The following is a 15,132-nucleotide window of genomic DNA, read 5'->3' as shown; positions in this document are numbered from 1 at the left end:
GATTAAGACTTCTTCTTAGCTGTCATTGATTTAAGTTTAAGGGCTGCTAGCGTGCCTAAAGCACCCATTACTGCAATATAGCCAAAATACAGGTTATAGACGGTAATACCTTCATAGCGAGCAGCAAAATAACCGTTGATTTGAGGTAGAAAGATATCGGGTGTGTAAGCAATTAGGGAAATTACACCTATAGCAAGACCCGTTACCTGTAGAGGGATGTCACAATCATCCAAGATGGCCCAATAAAGACCACGAATGGCATAGGTTAAAACACCAATTAGAAGCACTATCGCCAATAGGAAATAAACCGTATTAAGCTGAGGGAAAACGATCATGACCACCAAGCCCAAGGTCGAACCTGCAAGGGCAACCGCTAGGATGTTTTCTTTGCCGTACTTATCCCCTAAAAATCCCGCCCCTATGCCGCCTATCGGACGCATCCAAAGTTTAGCCACGGTAATAAAACCTGCAGTCACCGCACTCACTTCATAACCAAGCTGCATAAATGAAGAGAAAGAGTATGTCGCCCAAAAAAGCTGGTAACCACAAAAGATAACCGCAGCGACCATCCACAGTTCAGGAATAGAGGCAAGGAACTTCAAATCCCTAAACAAATTCTTACTCGTCATTTTTGGCGCTGACGCCTCTTCCTTGTTTGCCTCTCCACGGAAAAAGAAAAAGGTCAGCACACCAATCGCAATACAAGTATATGAGTACATATAAATCACTTGTTTAAGTGCAAGCGTGGTACTTTGCCCCTGACTTTCAATGGCATAGGCAAAAATGGCGATAGCAATCGTTGCTAATACGGCCTCCACCAAACCACGACCACCATCCAGCACACCAAAGAATCGACCTTGCTCGTTCTTATGAGCCAGCATTTTCACACCTTTAATCATAGAGGCCCAAAAGGTCAATCCTGCTGCTATGCCCCATGCCATAAAGATGTAAACCAATACTTCTTTGGATGGGATGCTAGCAAACCACAAACCTAATGCCCCTGTGCCAACCATAGATAGGGTGACCAAAAGCCTTGGTGAAATCTTATCGGCCAACCAGCCACTAGGTACATAACAAACAAAATACACTACCCCTAACATGGAGTAATAATTGCCCAAATCGCCCGAGGTTATTTGAAAAACCTCCAAAATCGAGCTTTCAAAATTCTGCCTTAAATACAACAAAGGGTAGATAGCCCCTGCGGCTAAAAGTAATAAGGTGAACTGGAAATAACGCTTTAAGTTCAGGTTTTTACCTGATGCCTCAGGTCTGGCTGTCATGGTGTCACTCATAGTCTTAATCTCTATTTATTCGTGTTGTTTTTGTTATGGTTTTTTTAAGTGTCTACAGGTGTTTCTAAGGCAAAAAATGCCTCTTTATTACTTTTTTAAGCGAGCGAAAACCTACCTCTCTTTTTTAGGCATATTTAGTTAAGGGAAAAGTTAGTCGGTTAGCGGTAACGTGACGCTAGCAAACACTAACGTCACTCACACTCACTAGTAGTTAAGAACAACTAATCGGGTTTGTGTATATTCCAACATACCGTGCTTACCATCATCGCCACCTAGGCCAGAACGTTTCCAACCAGCATGGAAGCCTTGGTAAGGATCAGCAGGTGTACGATTAATATAAATCTCACCCGCTTCGATATTGTTGGCGACCTTCATGGCAGTACGATAATTTTCTGTGTAGATAACCGATGCCAAACCAAACTGGTGATCGTTTGCCAGCTCTAAGGCTTGATCCGCATCGGTATATTTAAGGACAGGTAAAACTGGGCCAAAGATCTCTTCTTGTACGATTTCCATATCTTGGCGGCAGTTAGTCAATAAAGTAGGAGGATAGAAGTGACCTTTACCTTCTGGGATATAGCCACCGACCTCTAGAGATGCGCCATCATCAATGGCTCTTTCAACCATTTGATGTATGTTTAAACGAGCATTCTCATTAATGAGCGGCCCCATAAAGCTGGCATCTTGTGCGCGATCACCAAACTGACGTTCGCTCATCTGCCCTTTTAGTAAGGCAACAAACTCATCATAAATGGCCTCATGTACATAAACCCTTTCGATCGCAGTACAAAGCTGACCACAGTTAGTCGTTTTAGATGCCACTATCTCACGGGCCGCTTTTTCAAGGTCGGCATCTGCTTCAACAATGGCTGGCGACTTTCCACCTAATTCTAAAGAAGATTTAGCAATATTTACCTGAGAATACTCCAACACTTTACGGCCAGCGCCTACGCTGCCAGTAAGGGTAATCATGCCAACTTTAGGGTGAGTACATACGCTCTCAGCAGTGGCGTGATCCATAGTTAGAATATTCACTACACCTGCTGGAATGCCTGAATCTTGCAAAGCTTTCGCAATTTCAAACGCTGAGCTTGGGGTATTGTTACTTGGGCGTACCACCACACTGTTACCAGTAATTAAAGCCGGGGCAATTTTGCGCAACAGGGTATAAACCGGATAGTTAAAAGGGATTAGGCAAGCCACCACACCGATCGGCTCTCTTTGCAATAAGAGGTTTTCTGATGGCGAATCACTAGGAATAATTTCACCTTCAATACGACGCGCCCATTCAGCGTGATAACGGGTAATATCTGCCGCGTAAACCGCTTCGTTAGTCGCATCTTCAAGGCTTTTACCTGATTCTAATGCCAACGCTTGACCAATGGCTTCTTTACGGGCCAACAAAGCATCTGCCAATTTATGAAGGAAACCAGCACGCTCAATACTGGTCAGTTGACGCCAGCCTTTCTGGGCTTTGGCAGCAATATCAACAGCACCCAGCGCATCTTCGGCACTGGCTAGTGCAACCTGAGCAACTTGTGCTTCATTTACTGGGCTATAAACAGGCATAGCCTTGCTTGTGATAGATGGGACAAATGCATTATTGATAAAATTTTGATCGCTTCTCATGGGTTCACCCTTTTACTGAATATGGCCATGCTAAAACCTCTCACCTGCTTGAGTCAAAAAACATTCCATATGAGAAATTTTTATTCTATATATGGAATAATATCTTGAAAGCCTTATAATTCGGGTCTTTAAGCTTAGCTCAGTTTTTCGATAATCAGTCACTAAGTTCACCCTTAAAGAGAGAAGAGCAGCGCAAGCCAGTTATCGTCTATGGTTAGCCAAAAATAAAAAAATTGTATTTTTTTCACTTTATTTTCCCTCAGGGAATCAGGTTTAAAAAAGTGGGATTAATTCAGAGAGTTTTACGCCAGTTTTTCCATATATAGAATTTTAATCTATGAGTCACATCACTTTTAGGATCAAGCTATGTCAGAGAAAGAGAAGTCGAAAGCCCCAGCAGTCGATAGTTCAGTACTTATTATGGACCTTCTTGCCAGCGCGAATTACCCTATGACATTGTCTGAAATCTGTGAACAAACCGGCATTCCTTCTGCCAGTGGCCATCGCATTATTAATACCCTGTTAGAACATCAAATGGTGGCCCATGACCCAAGTCGCAAAAAGTCTTACTGCATAGGCGCAAAGATCTTTCAAATTGCCTCTACCATTTACAACAAACAGAGCATCATTCCCTTCTTTTATCCTATTGCAGAGATTCTTAAAAACGAGATCCATAAGACCATTTTTTTAAGCGTGCCTGTGGGCAATACCATAGTGGTGGTATCTAAATTAGAAACCTCATTAAACAGTGCATTTAATATCTTTATTGGCCAAACCATGCCTCTTTATCAATCCGCATCAGGGAAAGCGATCCTCTCTATGCGCAGCACTGAGTTTCAGCAAACTTACCTAGCCTCAGAGAAAAAGGTTAACCCGCAAATCAAGCAAGAGTGGCAGACAGTTCAAGAAGAATTAGATAGAGCAAAACGCTTAGGCTATGCCGTCACTCACGGGGAAATAGAGGCAGGAGTCAGTTGTATCTCAGCACCGATTTTAAACTTACGAAATGAGCCAGTTGCCGCCATCAGTGCCAGTATCAGTGGTGATTACCTAGACCAACAAGAAGCCAGAGATAATGCAAAAAAACTCATACAGGCAGCTCGACAACTGTCATCAAGGATAGGTTGATCTAAATACATATATTCGCTCGCCACCAACACTTAAGAAGGTGACAAGCGCCATAGTATTTTTTACTTTGTCATATTTATACCGAGTTCTTAGAATCTAATCACGGCTTGACACTGTAGTTCATTTCCAGTGGTGCAGCACCCTCATATGGCCCAATTAATTGTTCCATTTGTAAGCGAAAACGCTCTACTTTATCGCGTTTTAACATAAATCGGTGAAAGTCTGCAGGCGAGGTATTGTAATGGCGTACCTCTTTGTAGCCACCTGGTGATGCGACATCCATTCTAGCCGGAAACTGTAACCACTTACCCTGAAACTCTTTAGAAAGCATCCAGTTTAAATAAAGCTTAGCCGCGGCTTTATTCTTGGCTTGGACTGGAATAGCCGCGACTTGAAACCAAGTAAGAAAGTAATCTTCTTTTGGCAACATAAAACGGGTATCACTCTCTGGCCAAGGTACAAATGCCCAAGATGATGTAAAGCTGGCACCATACCAAGCATTATTGATAGCAACGTATGGCATTGACGTACCACGAACCCAAGTTGGCTCAGTCGCGATCAATTTTTCTAGATATTCCCAACCGTATTTTTCCTTCAAATTCCAAAATTGATAAAGCACAGCATCATCCGTATGAGGATAGGTTAGAATAATTTTTCCCTTTAGCGAAGGGTCTAAATAATCCAATGCATCTCGCGGCGCCTTATCTTCTGCAATCACCTTAGTATTGACCACATTACTAAAGGCGACGCCAAACAGCCCTACCCAATTGCCGTGTGGATCTTTATAGTCAGGATAAACTTTATCCCAATTTTTAGGTTTATAGATCTCTAACAAACCATGCTCGGCGTAATAATCAAAATCATGCAAGGTTTGCAGTTGTATAATGTCTGGAATATTAGCTCCATCGTTCTTCTCTAGTGCGTTATCAAAACGTGACGCATGATAAAAACTTAAATCGACACTGTGTGTCAGTTTTATCTTAGGGAAGCGTTTTTTAAACATATCCAGATAATAATCAGCTTGATCATCTTTATCGCCTCCTGCTCGGAGCACCAGCTCTCCTCCTTCAGACACTGCCTCAGCGTATAACTCTTCTAGAGAACGAGTTTCGATTTCTGCAGCGAATACACTCGAAACTGTCATTGCTAATGTGATAAACGTAGATATTAATTTATTCATCATTTTCTCCTTATCATCACTTTGGTCAGTTTAAACATAATCAGGCGCATCTAGGGTCATTCCGTGTGCCGTTCCCATCACTGCAGAAACATAGGCTTTTGCCGTATCATCTGCCGATAAACCACTGCTGGTATCCATCCCCATCATGGCCATGGTTTCTTTTACAAAAACAGGAGACACAACATTTAGCCGAAAGTTATTCAACTCTATAGCGGCAGCTTTAACAAAGCTTTCTAAAGCACCATTAACCATGCTGACAGCAACACTACCTTGCATCGGCTCACGGGATAGCACGCCAGACGTTAACGTAATTGAGCCACCTTGATTCATATAACCACGACCTAGACGTATAAGGTTCACTTGCCCCATCAATTTATTACTTAGAGCCAGTTGATATTCATCATCTGGCAACTGGTCAAATGCTCCAAAATTAGCAACTCCAGCGGTTGAAATTACCGCATCTAAGTGACCCACCTCAGTGAACATAGATTTGATCGATTCGATACTGCCGAGGTCGACCTTCACATCGCCATCAGAAAAGCCTGCTCGAATGAGTTCATGACCTTCGCCAAGGCGGTTAGCTACAGCCTTACCTATCGTGCCGGATGCTCCAATTAAAAGAATTTTCATCACCTTTACTCCGTTTTATATAAAGACCTTTTTCATATTGTGATTAAACTCGACATGAAGCAGATCTATTGATTTACCATTAGGTTAAGAGCACTATAACTACGAACTTTTCCATGAAAAATAAGCAAAATATGAAAACACTATTCTTATGATAAGAAAAATAGATCTTATTAAAGCAATACGAACCTTCCTTATTGTCTCTGACAAAAAAAGCTTTAGTCAGGCAGCAAGAGAGCTAGATTTAGTCGTATCAGCGGTGAGCCGACAGGTATCTGATTTAGAAGAGCACTTTAATTGTCAACTGTTATACAGAACAACACGCGCCATGCACTTAACGGCGGAAGGCTCGTATTACTTGGAAGAGTTCAAAGAGTTGGTTGATCGATTAGAAGCACTTGAAAGTAGGGCTGATCAAAATCAAGAGCAAATGACAGGCCATATTCGCATCACAGCCCCGCCAAATGCAGAAAGATTAGGCGTAACTAAACTTATCAGTCAGTTTGCTAAATTAAACCCTGCGGTCAAAATCACCACCCTACTGGTAAATCGTTATGTTAATCTCATTGAAGAAGGTATCGATCTTGCCATTCGCGTGCATGAACTACCAGACTCTCGGCTAGTCGCTCGCCGCTTTGCGGATCTAAAGGTGATGTATGTGGCCAACCCAAGCTATTTAAAAGAACATGGGTTGCCGAAGCACCCTAAAGAACTTATTCATCATAACTGTGTCACCAATTCAACTATTCGTACTCCTGGTCGATGGCGATATTTTGAAAGCAATAAAGAACGGCATGTCAATGTCACAGGTACAATGGAAGTAAGTCAAGGAAGCATAGCGGCCGAGTTTTCTGCAGCAGGCCATGGAATTGCTTTTCTACCTGATTTCCTCGTCCAACCTTATTTAAACAGTGGTGAGTTAATATCAATCTTAGAGCCTTTTCAAGGAGAGCCTGCTCCAGTATCTCTTGTCTACCCATCCAACCGTTTAAAGAATCCAGCTCTCAACCAACTAGTACGTTTTATGCTTGACAACAATCCAAACTAAAATCTAACCTTTACTCCCATATAAAAACTCCCTCACTCAAAAAAGCGAAGGAGATTTATTCGACCAAAAATAAACAGTTAGCTTAAAAACCCCATTCAAAGCCAGCACTAATACGGTCTGCCTCATCAAATTGCCCATAGAGTCCACCTTCGTTGCCATAGAAGATATCCATCCCTAAGAAAACATCAAAATCCGACTCTAAGTTATAGCTAATTTGCGGCTGAACAACTCCATCACCATGATCGGTTGAATGTAGGTGTAGCCATTTAAACAATAAGGTTTCGTTAAAGAGGGTTCGCTCCACCAGAAGGCTCAAGGTATTTTCTTGGCGATTTTTCACCAAGTTTTCCGTTTGCCCCACAAGATTAGATTGAAACCACTGTACCGAGATCAAATAGTCCGTCATACCTTGATAGTCTAAACCAACCAAGATGCCCCATTGATCGGCTTTATCAACACCCGGTATTGATGCCGTTGTTCTATGGTACCTATCTGTTTCATAAGCAAATTCTGTTCTTAGTACCCAATCACCAAAGACACTAGAAGCAGAGCCACCCAGTAAATGACTACGCTTATAATCAGGCGTTAAAATGAGAGAAGAGCCACTTAAGTTTGCGCTAATCACCGCCTCATCCACATAGTGATAGAGGTAATTAAGAGAGAAGTCCCAGTTACCAATAAAGCTGGTATAACGTAAACCAAAATCACTGTTTTCAAGTGTCATGGCAGGTGTGTTTGCCTCTTCTAATATGGCAGTAACACCTGCTGGCACAGCGGCGCTATTCGGCACTAACACAGGGCTAGTAAAGGCAAAAGGCGAACTGGACGGTGCTAACTCATGGGTGCTGTTATCCAATACCCATAGAGCCTGCAAAGTGCCCTCTTCCCCAACTTGAAACTCCCCATTTACCATCCACAAAGGAATACGAGAGTCATCAAAGTCATCCAGAATAAACTCACGATAGCTCTGTGGATTAATCACATCTAATAGTTTGATGCCATCAGCTTCCCCCCAGACCACTTGCTGCTTACCAACTCGCCAATAACTGGTATCAAAGCCTGCTTGCCAATACAGTTCTCTTAGCTCGACCCATTCATGATCACCAGCGGTTAGCGGCTCAGAGTGGGCGCTATAATTATTCAGTGTTTGATCCGAGTTAAGTTTATCTTGCAAGTCAAAGCGGCTGCGTAAAATACCAGTAATCTCACCATTCTCTAAGCCTTGATAAAGTTCACTATCAAGGCGCCAATCAGACTGCTGCCACTCACTCGTTCCGGTACCATAACTGGTTTGACTTTTAAGGCTATGACTCATTTCAAGCGCCAAACTCAGACTGGGAATAAGCGTCAATATCGCCCCTAATAATTGAGGTTTCATTTTGGTGCTCCTCGGCTTAGGGCCTGACGTGTAAAGACGCTATTTTTAATTTTTTTGCTGTAATTCATATTAGAGAAAATAAACTCAGAACTATGACCCGTTTTATGATTCACCATTTTTAAATTATGACGAGTCCAAATGCCCTCAACCTTACGTACATCACTGATAGTTAAGGTTTTTAATGGGTTCATCTTGATATCCCAATATTCAGCCTTTTGGATTATCCAATTGCTCGGATCCACCCAAACCTCCTGGCGGCCATAACCTAGCTCTCGCGAGGTTTTCTTATCTATCGGCATAGCTTCTAACTTAATGGTTTCCACACCATTTAGAGTCTCTTTGGCTAAGGTTTTAAACTTGAAATCAGCGGTTTCAAACTTGCCCTCTTTTTTAATATCCTCGTAACTAAAGTCCGTTCCTAAGAAATAATCACCGCGATCCGATGCAGAAATGCGACGAGCTTTACGTAGTGCAGGTAGATACAACCATTGATCATCATCACGCTCAGCTTCTGGAAAATCATGGATCAAAAAGGCTGTGTTTTTCACGTTTCTAGGGGATAAGTAATAAAGTACTGTCTGCTTTTCTAACCCCACATATTGGCGAAAGCTCACGGTTTCTCTTTGTCTTACCTTGCCGCGTCTATCTATCAAGGTCATGGATAACTTGCTGGAACTCTGACGACCCTCTTCCACATGGTTAATTTGCTCTACTATCCAATTTGCATCAGGTAAAGCCGTATCGTTCTGGCTAGCCTGCGCCTTATCTTGATAGAAAAGCCCAGCTCCCACTAAGCCAACTAATAACAAAGGTGTCGCATTTGATAGCCTTATGCCTGATTTAACGGCTTTTTCTTGCAGAATAAACTTAGGTCTAAACAGCATGATAAGTGCGGGCAATAAGGTCAGACTAAAGAGAAAGCTGGTGACAACAGAGATGGCGACAATGGCACCAAAGTTATTAAGAGGCACCACCTTACTAGAAATCAGTACACCAAAACCTAAGGCGATTGCGAGTAAGTTAAACAACAGAGCGCGACCTGTTGAGGGATAAAAACGAGCGAAGGTCTTTTTCATGTCTTTTTCTACCTGATATAGGGCTCTCATTCTTTCTATCGTATGTATGGCAAAGTCGACCCCAAGGCCAATGGCAACCGCCGCAAACATAGAGGTGCCTATGCCTAATGAGATAGAAAACAACACCATGGACGAGTAAACCAGAAGGATGCTCATCGCCACGGGGATCAAGGTATAAAACCCAGCAACTGGGGACTTCAATAACAATGAAGAAACTAGCAATACCAGAAATAAAGCGATCCCCATGCCGAAGAAATGACTTTCACCCAGATCTTTAATCCAGTGGTAATTCAGAGTCACTCGGCCAGTTAACGTAGCATTCACCTTGCCATCATTAAATTGCTTATCCAGATAAGATTGCAGGTCTTCAACCACGTCCTTGGTATTAACATAAGAACCATTATTTAGGGTTAGGCGAATATTGGCTCTTTGATAGTCATAATCGACTTCTTCTTCAAAATCCGTTGGTTCAGCTGAAGCGGAATACAATAAGAAGAATTGAGCAATTAAATCCTGATCTTGAGGCAAACGGTAAAAGGCTTTATCACCGTCATTTAAAGAACGGTTCATCTGCTTCAAGTAATCAATTAATGAGGTGGAACCCTCGACATAATCAAGACCTTCAGCATAGACCTGTAGTGCTTCCATTTTAGCCAGCACCTCAAGATCGAATATACCTTCAATATCCTGAGTATTTACCACAATATCCAGATAGTTTGAGCCGTCGAAGCGGCTGTTTATCACCTCATCCGCCGCATAAAGCGCCTCACTTGGGTGGAAGGTTTTAATGCGTTCTTCATCCACCACCAAGTGGCTCGCTGCAAATAGACCTAGAACAAAAACAACCAATGACAAAGCAAGAATAGTCTTAGCAAAACGCGCAGTAATACGGCCTAAAAAAACCATGAAACGCGCTGTCATATCATGCTTTTGTGAACGTACTTTAGCTGCAAATCCGGGCCTTACTTCTGTCTTAATAATACTCATGGCCGCAGGTAATACCACCAGTGAATAAAACCAAGCCACAGACACGCCAACAGCGGTAAAGAGACCAAAAAACTTAAATGGAGGCATATAAGCGGCAAAGTACAGACCCATAAATCCAGCGACTGTGGTTAATGTGGTCAGTGTAATAGGACGCCACATTTCCATCATGGTTTGAATGATTGACTCTTTGATCGATTCATTTGGATAAAGAGCACGACGCTCAAAATACTCACTGTAAATGTGAATACTGTCAGCCACAGAAATACCAATCAAAATCACAGGTAAAGCATTAGTAATGACATAAAACGGCACACCAACAAACGCCATAACCCCTATCGTCATTAATACAGATGCGGCTATTACTAGGTTCCCCATAATAATGGGACCAAAGCGAACAAAGGCGATAAACACGATCAAGGTAATAATGACACCAGCAAGCGGGTTTAAGCGCTTTGCATCCGCATCAATATAGCTGCCTAGATAACCAGAAACAGCCCCTTCACCTGCTACATAAAGCTGAATACCTTGTGGCAAAGTCAGCTCATTCATCGCAATGACCATGTCATCGTAAGACTGCTCCACGAGCTTCTCATCTAAAAGCTCAGCCACCACCAAGGTAGCCGATTCATCTTGGGCAACTAGGCTACCCTGATAAAGCGGAAAGTCGCGAATCGCATCTCGCACTACTAAGGCTTCTGCCTGACTCTCTATTTCATACTCATAAAAAGGCTCAACCTCCATGCCTTCTTGAGTGCCAAATATATTGTTCTCTGTGGCCAAACTGGTAATGCCGTCTGGGTCAATATTGTTTAGATCCATCACCACATCTGTCACAGCTTGTACTGCATTTAGCCCTTCAGGGGTAAAGATGCTGTCTTTAGCAACCACGGCGATAACCAAAGGGTCACTTAAGCCAAAGATTTTTTTCACCTTTTCCCGATACACGAGCGCGCTATTATCATCAGCTAAAAAGGCATCAGCGCGAGTATCCTTGGTAAGCGAGGTAATTTGGGAAATGACCAACGCCATAAGAAGCAAGCCGAAGATTAAAACCCGCTTGGGGTGTGACACTATCCAACTAAACAGCCGGTAGCCTTGGCTCCTATTCAACTCTTTTACAGCGTTAGGTGATGCCGCACTGACGGCGGCTGGGGCTGAATCTTTCATCTTAAACTCCCGTTACAGAGATCTGTAACAAAACAAAAATGCATATGCATGTATTTATATAAATAAAATGAGTAACAACTAAAAGCCACTACTCATTGCTCAATATCCCTATCGGTGCGTCAAATCACCGATAAAATCGACCGCCTCATCCTTAGCTGAACGCCACCAGCTTCTTGCTTCTAAACGTGTTAGCCATGCCACTAGATGTGGGTAATTATCTAGTGGCATGCCAGCTTCTTGATGGAACATGAAAAGTGCAGCGACTGAGATATCAGCCACACTCACGTCATCGCCACATAAATAAGTATTTTGGGCGAGTACCTGCTCTAGCACTTGGCAACTTTTAGAAAACTTACCTAGCTGCTCTTCATCGGGTTCATGGGCTCTGTTAACACCCCAATGAGGTAAGAGAACACGATTAAAGTGATAACCCCCCCTATCGATACCCGTATCGCTTGCCTGCCAAAACAACCAAGACATAACATTAGATCCTTGACTTAATTTGGCTAGTTCAGGCACTGCCTGAACTTGAGGAAGGCCAAGTAAATACAGCAAGATTGCATTGGATTCTGTCACTGTTTCTCCACGTGCAGCATTCACTAAAACGGGAATTTTCCCCTTAGGATTAATCGCTAAAAAATCCGCCTGACTCTGCTCTCTTTTTTTTAACTGAATTAGCCTTTGCTCTATGCCTAAATCGAGAAAAGGCTTGATATAAGCCTCTAATAAAGCCACTTTCAGCGCATTTGTCGTAACAGGATAAGTGTATAGCTGCATTATTCACCTCGATTAAAAATTAAAAACTGAATGCATATGCATGTATTTACTTGTTTATTAAAATACTCGTTCATTTTCTTTAAAACTTAACAATTAGCTCTTAAAAGATACGATTTTGTTACTTAACTCATGCAATAGCTGGCTTGTTTCAGGCCCTAAATGAGCGGCTAAATCATCCTGTGCTTGTCGCCAAGGAATCATACACTGATCAAATAACGTCTTACCTTCCGGCGTAAGCGTCAGCCACTTTTCCTTCTTGTTTTTGCCTTCACTCACCAGAATATAACCATCTCTAATCAAGGGCTTTAATGCCCGAGAAACAGTCGGTTGCTCCATGGAAAGGTGTTGTTGTAAGTCTTTAGCACTGGCTTTTTGCATCACATCTATCACTCTCAACACAGAAAACTGAGTTGAACGAATACCTAAAACAGACAAACGGTCGTTATAGGCTTGGCTGATAATACGGTCAGCACGGCGAATAGATAAAGCTAAGCAAGGTTCAATTTTATTTTTCATTATTTAAAAATACATGCATACGCATTAAACTGCAAATTATTTATCCTTCCCATCATAAATAAACAGGACTAGAGCTTGTCTATTTCCGCCGCAATTTGGCTCAACCAAGACTTTAACGCTAAGGTAAATTCATTCATTTTCATCGACTTAGGATAAATAAGGCCATATTCAGTACCATCCTCTTTAAAACCATAAAGATCGATTAATCGGCCATCTTGCACATAGTCAAAGGCGATTACCTTAGGACATAACGCCACGCCCAGACCACTTGCGGCCCCTTCAACCATGAAAAAATGGTGATCAAAATAGCGCACTTCTTTTGGCTTAGGCACATCTGGATGTTTAGCTAACCAATCTCTCCATGCTTCTGGGCGAGTTTTAGAACCAAGGCCAATATAGTCACCGCTTTCAAACGCCTCAAGCATACTCGGCGTCATCACTGGCCCCATTTTTTCACGCATTAAAACATCGACTTGATAATGAGGATCAATGGCAAAATCTAATCGACGCAACGCGATGCTGGCTTTATCTTTGGTGAAATCCAGCTCACCACCCCCAAAGGATAAGTGCAAATCCGCTTCAGGGTATTGAGTTTGAAAGTCACTCAACCTTGGCATTAACCAACGCATCGCCACTGACCTTTCACAGGATAAAAGAATGGGACCTGCTTGCTCAGGAGCTTGTATCTCAGCTAACGCCTCTTGGATTAACTCAAAAGCATCAGTCACAGCTCCTGCTAACACTTCACCCTGAGAGGTTAAACGAATGCCACGCCCCTCAACCTGAAATAACTGAACCTCAATATAGTCAGCTAGATTACGAATACGTCGACTCACAGCACCATGGGTGACGGCAATTTCATTGGCTGCAGCACGCACTGTACCCAACCTCGCAACGGCCTCGAATGCTCTTAGATCATTAAGAGATGGTATTTTTACCTGCTTCATCCTTCCTCTCCTAGGTTCTACTTACGCTCACATTCTGCCATATAAAGCTTTAATACAAGATAGATTGTTGGTGATTTTTTATCACCAATAATGGTTAAAAAATATGGCTTTTTTTAATTAATAGGTTCACTAGAATCACCAGTATGAAAAACTTAAATGCGACTTCAGCCAATATTGCCATCATAGCAGACGACCTAACCAGTGCCGCAGATGGTGCCGCCCCCTTTTTAGCAAAAGGGCTCTCTTCCCTTGTTCTTCGACAAGACTTTCTTGAACTAGAAACAACACAACAAAGCGAAATAAATACCCAGCTAGTTGCACTTGATACAGGCAGCAGACAAGTTAGTGAACAAGCCGCTATAAAACGTGTTCAGCAGGCTATCCACACATTTTCTAGCCAGCAGATTATCTATAAAACAATAGATTCCACCTTAAGAGGTCATATTCGAGCTGAATTAGAGGCCCTTTATCAATCGGCTGAAAAAGATAGGTTTCACAATATTATCATCGCTCCCGCCTTTCCTGATGCAGGGCGAACCACACACAATGGCATACAGTTTGTGCAAGGCAAAAGCGTTTCCACCAGCCAATACGCTAACGACCCTGTGCATCCGGCCAGAACCAGTTCAATTAAAGACTTGATTGCACCTTCTTTAGGTCAAGCGACAATCATATCGACAACGGCAAGCCAAGAAGACATAACAAAGGCAGCTAGACAGCAATTTACGCTTATTCTAGATGCTAAAACCCAAACTGAGCTAAACCAGCAAGTTGCGCTTATCCCCAATAAACACAAGGTACTTTGGATAGGCTCTCCCGGTCTTGCGCAAGCACTGGCTAATACCCTAGACAAAACAGCTAGAACTTACTCTCACTCTAACAAGGAACCCCTTTATCAAGCTCAGACCCAAGTTAAAGCAAAAAAATGCTTAATTGTAATAGGTAGTGCTAATCCCGTTAGCCAATCCCAATGTGAATACTTAAAGAGCAAAGGTGTTCCCGTGGTATTTAACGCCAAATCACTTTCTAAGCATGATAAAAAAGATGCTCAAATTGCTTGCTTAACTGTGCCTAAATCACCCCGAAATAATGCAAAAACTGTCCTCAAAAACCTCACATCAGAAGCGCAAGACGCCATTCATAAACAGGAATTTGATGCTCTGATAGCAACAGGTGGGGAAACGATGGACGCCATACTCAGCACACTTTCGGTTAAGTCATTTCAACTTATAGGTGAATTTGAGGCGGGCTTTCCCCTCGCAAAAGCCATAGATGAAACAGGCACGCCTTTAGCGTTAGCCATGAAAGCAGGCGGCTTTGGTGGACCGGACGTACTTTATCAAGCCGCTCATTCACTTCTCACCACTCACGACTGAGGTA

At 42.5% G+C, this 15,132-nt stretch carries 12 protein-coding genes; 3 read left to right on the top strand and 9 right to left on the bottom strand.

From position 1 onward, the window contains the following. Nucleotides 1-2 precede the first annotated feature (2 nt). Both Q0A08_RS18680 and aldA read right to left on the bottom strand, forming a co-directional pair. On the bottom strand, nt 3-1,280 hold the full coding sequence (locus tag Q0A08_RS18680; RefSeq protein WP_438462977.1) for an MFS transporter: 1,278 nt from the start codon (nt 1,278-1,280) through the stop codon (nt 3-5). A gap of 216 nt (nt 1,281-1,496) precedes the next feature. Then, nucleotides 1,497-2,921 carry an aldehyde dehydrogenase gene (gene aldA / locus Q0A08_RS18675; protein WP_438462976.1) on the bottom strand — a complete coding sequence of 475 codons (1,425 nt, stop codon included), beginning with the start codon at nt 2,919-2,921 and terminating at the stop codon, nt 1,497-1,499. 366 nt (nt 2,922-3,287) lie between these two features. Between aldA and Q0A08_RS18670 the strand changes: the two genes are divergently transcribed. Further along, entirely contained in the window at nt 3,288-4,049 is a 762-nt protein-coding gene (locus Q0A08_RS18670; protein ID WP_438462975.1) for an IclR family transcriptional regulator, read from the top strand. A gap of 100 nt (nt 4,050-4,149) precedes the next feature. Here the strand turns inward: Q0A08_RS18670 and Q0A08_RS18665 are convergent, their stop codons facing one another. Then, entirely contained in the window at nt 4,150-5,229 is a 1,080-nt protein-coding gene (locus tag Q0A08_RS18665) for an ABC transporter substrate-binding protein (RefSeq protein WP_438462974.1), read from the bottom strand. A gap of 30 nt (nt 5,230-5,259) precedes the next feature. Next, nucleotides 5,260-5,859, bottom strand: a complete 600-nt coding sequence (locus Q0A08_RS18660) for a short chain dehydrogenase (protein ID WP_438462973.1) — start codon at nt 5,857-5,859, stop codon at nt 5,260-5,262. A gap of 148 nt (nt 5,860-6,007) precedes the next feature. Here Q0A08_RS18660 and Q0A08_RS18655 point away from each other — a divergent pair, with 148 nt between their 5' ends. Then, complete coding sequence (locus Q0A08_RS18655) at nt 6,008-6,904, top strand: LysR family transcriptional regulator (protein ID WP_438462972.1); 897 nt, start codon at nt 6,008-6,010, stop codon at nt 6,902-6,904. A gap of 82 nt (nt 6,905-6,986) precedes the next feature. On the opposite strand, the gene Q0A08_RS18650 is transcribed toward Q0A08_RS18655, so the two are convergent. The 5 genes from Q0A08_RS18650 to Q0A08_RS18630 form a co-directional block, all read right to left on the bottom strand. Beyond that, entirely contained in the window at nt 6,987-8,282 is a 1,296-nt protein-coding gene (locus Q0A08_RS18650; protein WP_438462971.1) for a DUF1302 family protein, read from the bottom strand. After that, nucleotides 8,279-11,512: an outer membrane lipoprotein-sorting protein gene (locus tag Q0A08_RS18645; protein WP_438462970.1), complete on the bottom strand. Its 3,234-nt coding sequence runs from the start codon at nt 11,510-11,512 to the stop codon at nt 8,279-8,281. The genes Q0A08_RS18650 and Q0A08_RS18645 overlap by 4 nt, the downstream gene beginning before the upstream one ends. Before the next feature lie 108 nt (nt 11,513-11,620). Further along, nucleotides 11,621-12,289: a glutathione S-transferase family protein gene (locus Q0A08_RS18640; RefSeq protein WP_438462969.1), complete on the bottom strand. Its 669-nt coding sequence runs from the start codon at nt 12,287-12,289 to the stop codon at nt 11,621-11,623. 93 nt (nt 12,290-12,382) lie between these two features. Continuing rightward, nucleotides 12,383-12,805: a MarR family winged helix-turn-helix transcriptional regulator gene (locus Q0A08_RS18635; protein ID WP_046017702.1), complete on the bottom strand. Its 423-nt coding sequence runs from the start codon at nt 12,803-12,805 to the stop codon at nt 12,383-12,385. A 68-nt stretch (nt 12,806-12,873) separates the two neighbouring features. Next, complete coding sequence (locus Q0A08_RS18630) at nt 12,874-13,752, bottom strand: LysR substrate-binding domain-containing protein (RefSeq protein ID WP_438462968.1); 879 nt, start codon at nt 13,750-13,752, stop codon at nt 12,874-12,876. A gap of 143 nt (nt 13,753-13,895) precedes the next feature. Between Q0A08_RS18630 and Q0A08_RS18625 the strand changes: the two genes are divergently transcribed. Further along, nucleotides 13,896-15,128 carry a four-carbon acid sugar kinase family protein gene (locus Q0A08_RS18625; protein WP_438462967.1) on the top strand — a complete coding sequence of 411 codons (1,233 nt, stop codon included), beginning with the start codon at nt 13,896-13,898 and terminating at the stop codon, nt 15,126-15,128. Nucleotides 15,129-15,132 lie beyond the last annotated feature (4 nt).

The organism is Marinomonas sp. PE14-40 (assembly GCF_051623805.1).
Lineage (GTDB): Bacteria > Pseudomonadota > Gammaproteobacteria > Pseudomonadales > Marinomonadaceae > Marinomonas.
Note: the sequence above shows the minus strand (reverse complement) of the source record. Positions and strands in the feature narration are given on the sequence as shown.

Coding starts and splice junctions, on each gene's coding strand:
- Q0A08_RS18680 (WP_438462977.1), bottom strand. CDS start 1,280: ATGACAGCCAGACCTGAGGCATCAGGTAAAAACCTGAACTTAAAGCGT.
- aldA (WP_438462976.1), bottom strand. CDS start 2,921: ATGAGAAGCGATCAAAATTTTATCAATAATGCATTTGTCCCATCTATC.
- Q0A08_RS18670 (WP_438462975.1), top strand. CDS start 3,288: ATGTCAGAGAAAGAGAAGTCGAAAGCCCCAGCAGTCGATAGTTCAGTA.
- Q0A08_RS18665 (WP_438462974.1), bottom strand. CDS start 5,229: ATGAATAAATTAATATCTACGTTTATCACATTAGCAATGACAGTTTCG.
- Q0A08_RS18660 (WP_438462973.1), bottom strand. CDS start 5,859: ATGAAAATTCTTTTAATTGGAGCATCCGGCACGATAGGTAAGGCTGTA.
- Q0A08_RS18655 (WP_438462972.1), top strand. CDS start 6,008: ATGATAAGAAAAATAGATCTTATTAAAGCAATACGAACCTTCCTTATT.
- Q0A08_RS18650 (WP_438462971.1), bottom strand. CDS start 8,282: ATGAAACCTCAATTATTAGGGGCGATATTGACGCTTATTCCCAGTCTG.
- Q0A08_RS18645 (WP_438462970.1), bottom strand. CDS start 11,512: ATGAAAGATTCAGCCCCAGCCGCCGTCAGTGCGGCATCACCTAACGCT.
- Q0A08_RS18640 (WP_438462969.1), bottom strand. CDS start 12,289: ATGCAGCTATACACTTATCCTGTTACGACAAATGCGCTGAAAGTGGCT.
- Q0A08_RS18635 (WP_046017702.1), bottom strand. CDS start 12,805: ATGAAAAATAAAATTGAACCTTGCTTAGCTTTATCTATTCGCCGTGCT.
- Q0A08_RS18630 (WP_438462968.1), bottom strand. CDS start 13,752: ATGAAGCAGGTAAAAATACCATCTCTTAATGATCTAAGAGCATTCGAG.
- Q0A08_RS18625 (WP_438462967.1), top strand. CDS start 13,896: ATGAAAAACTTAAATGCGACTTCAGCCAATATTGCCATCATAGCAGAC.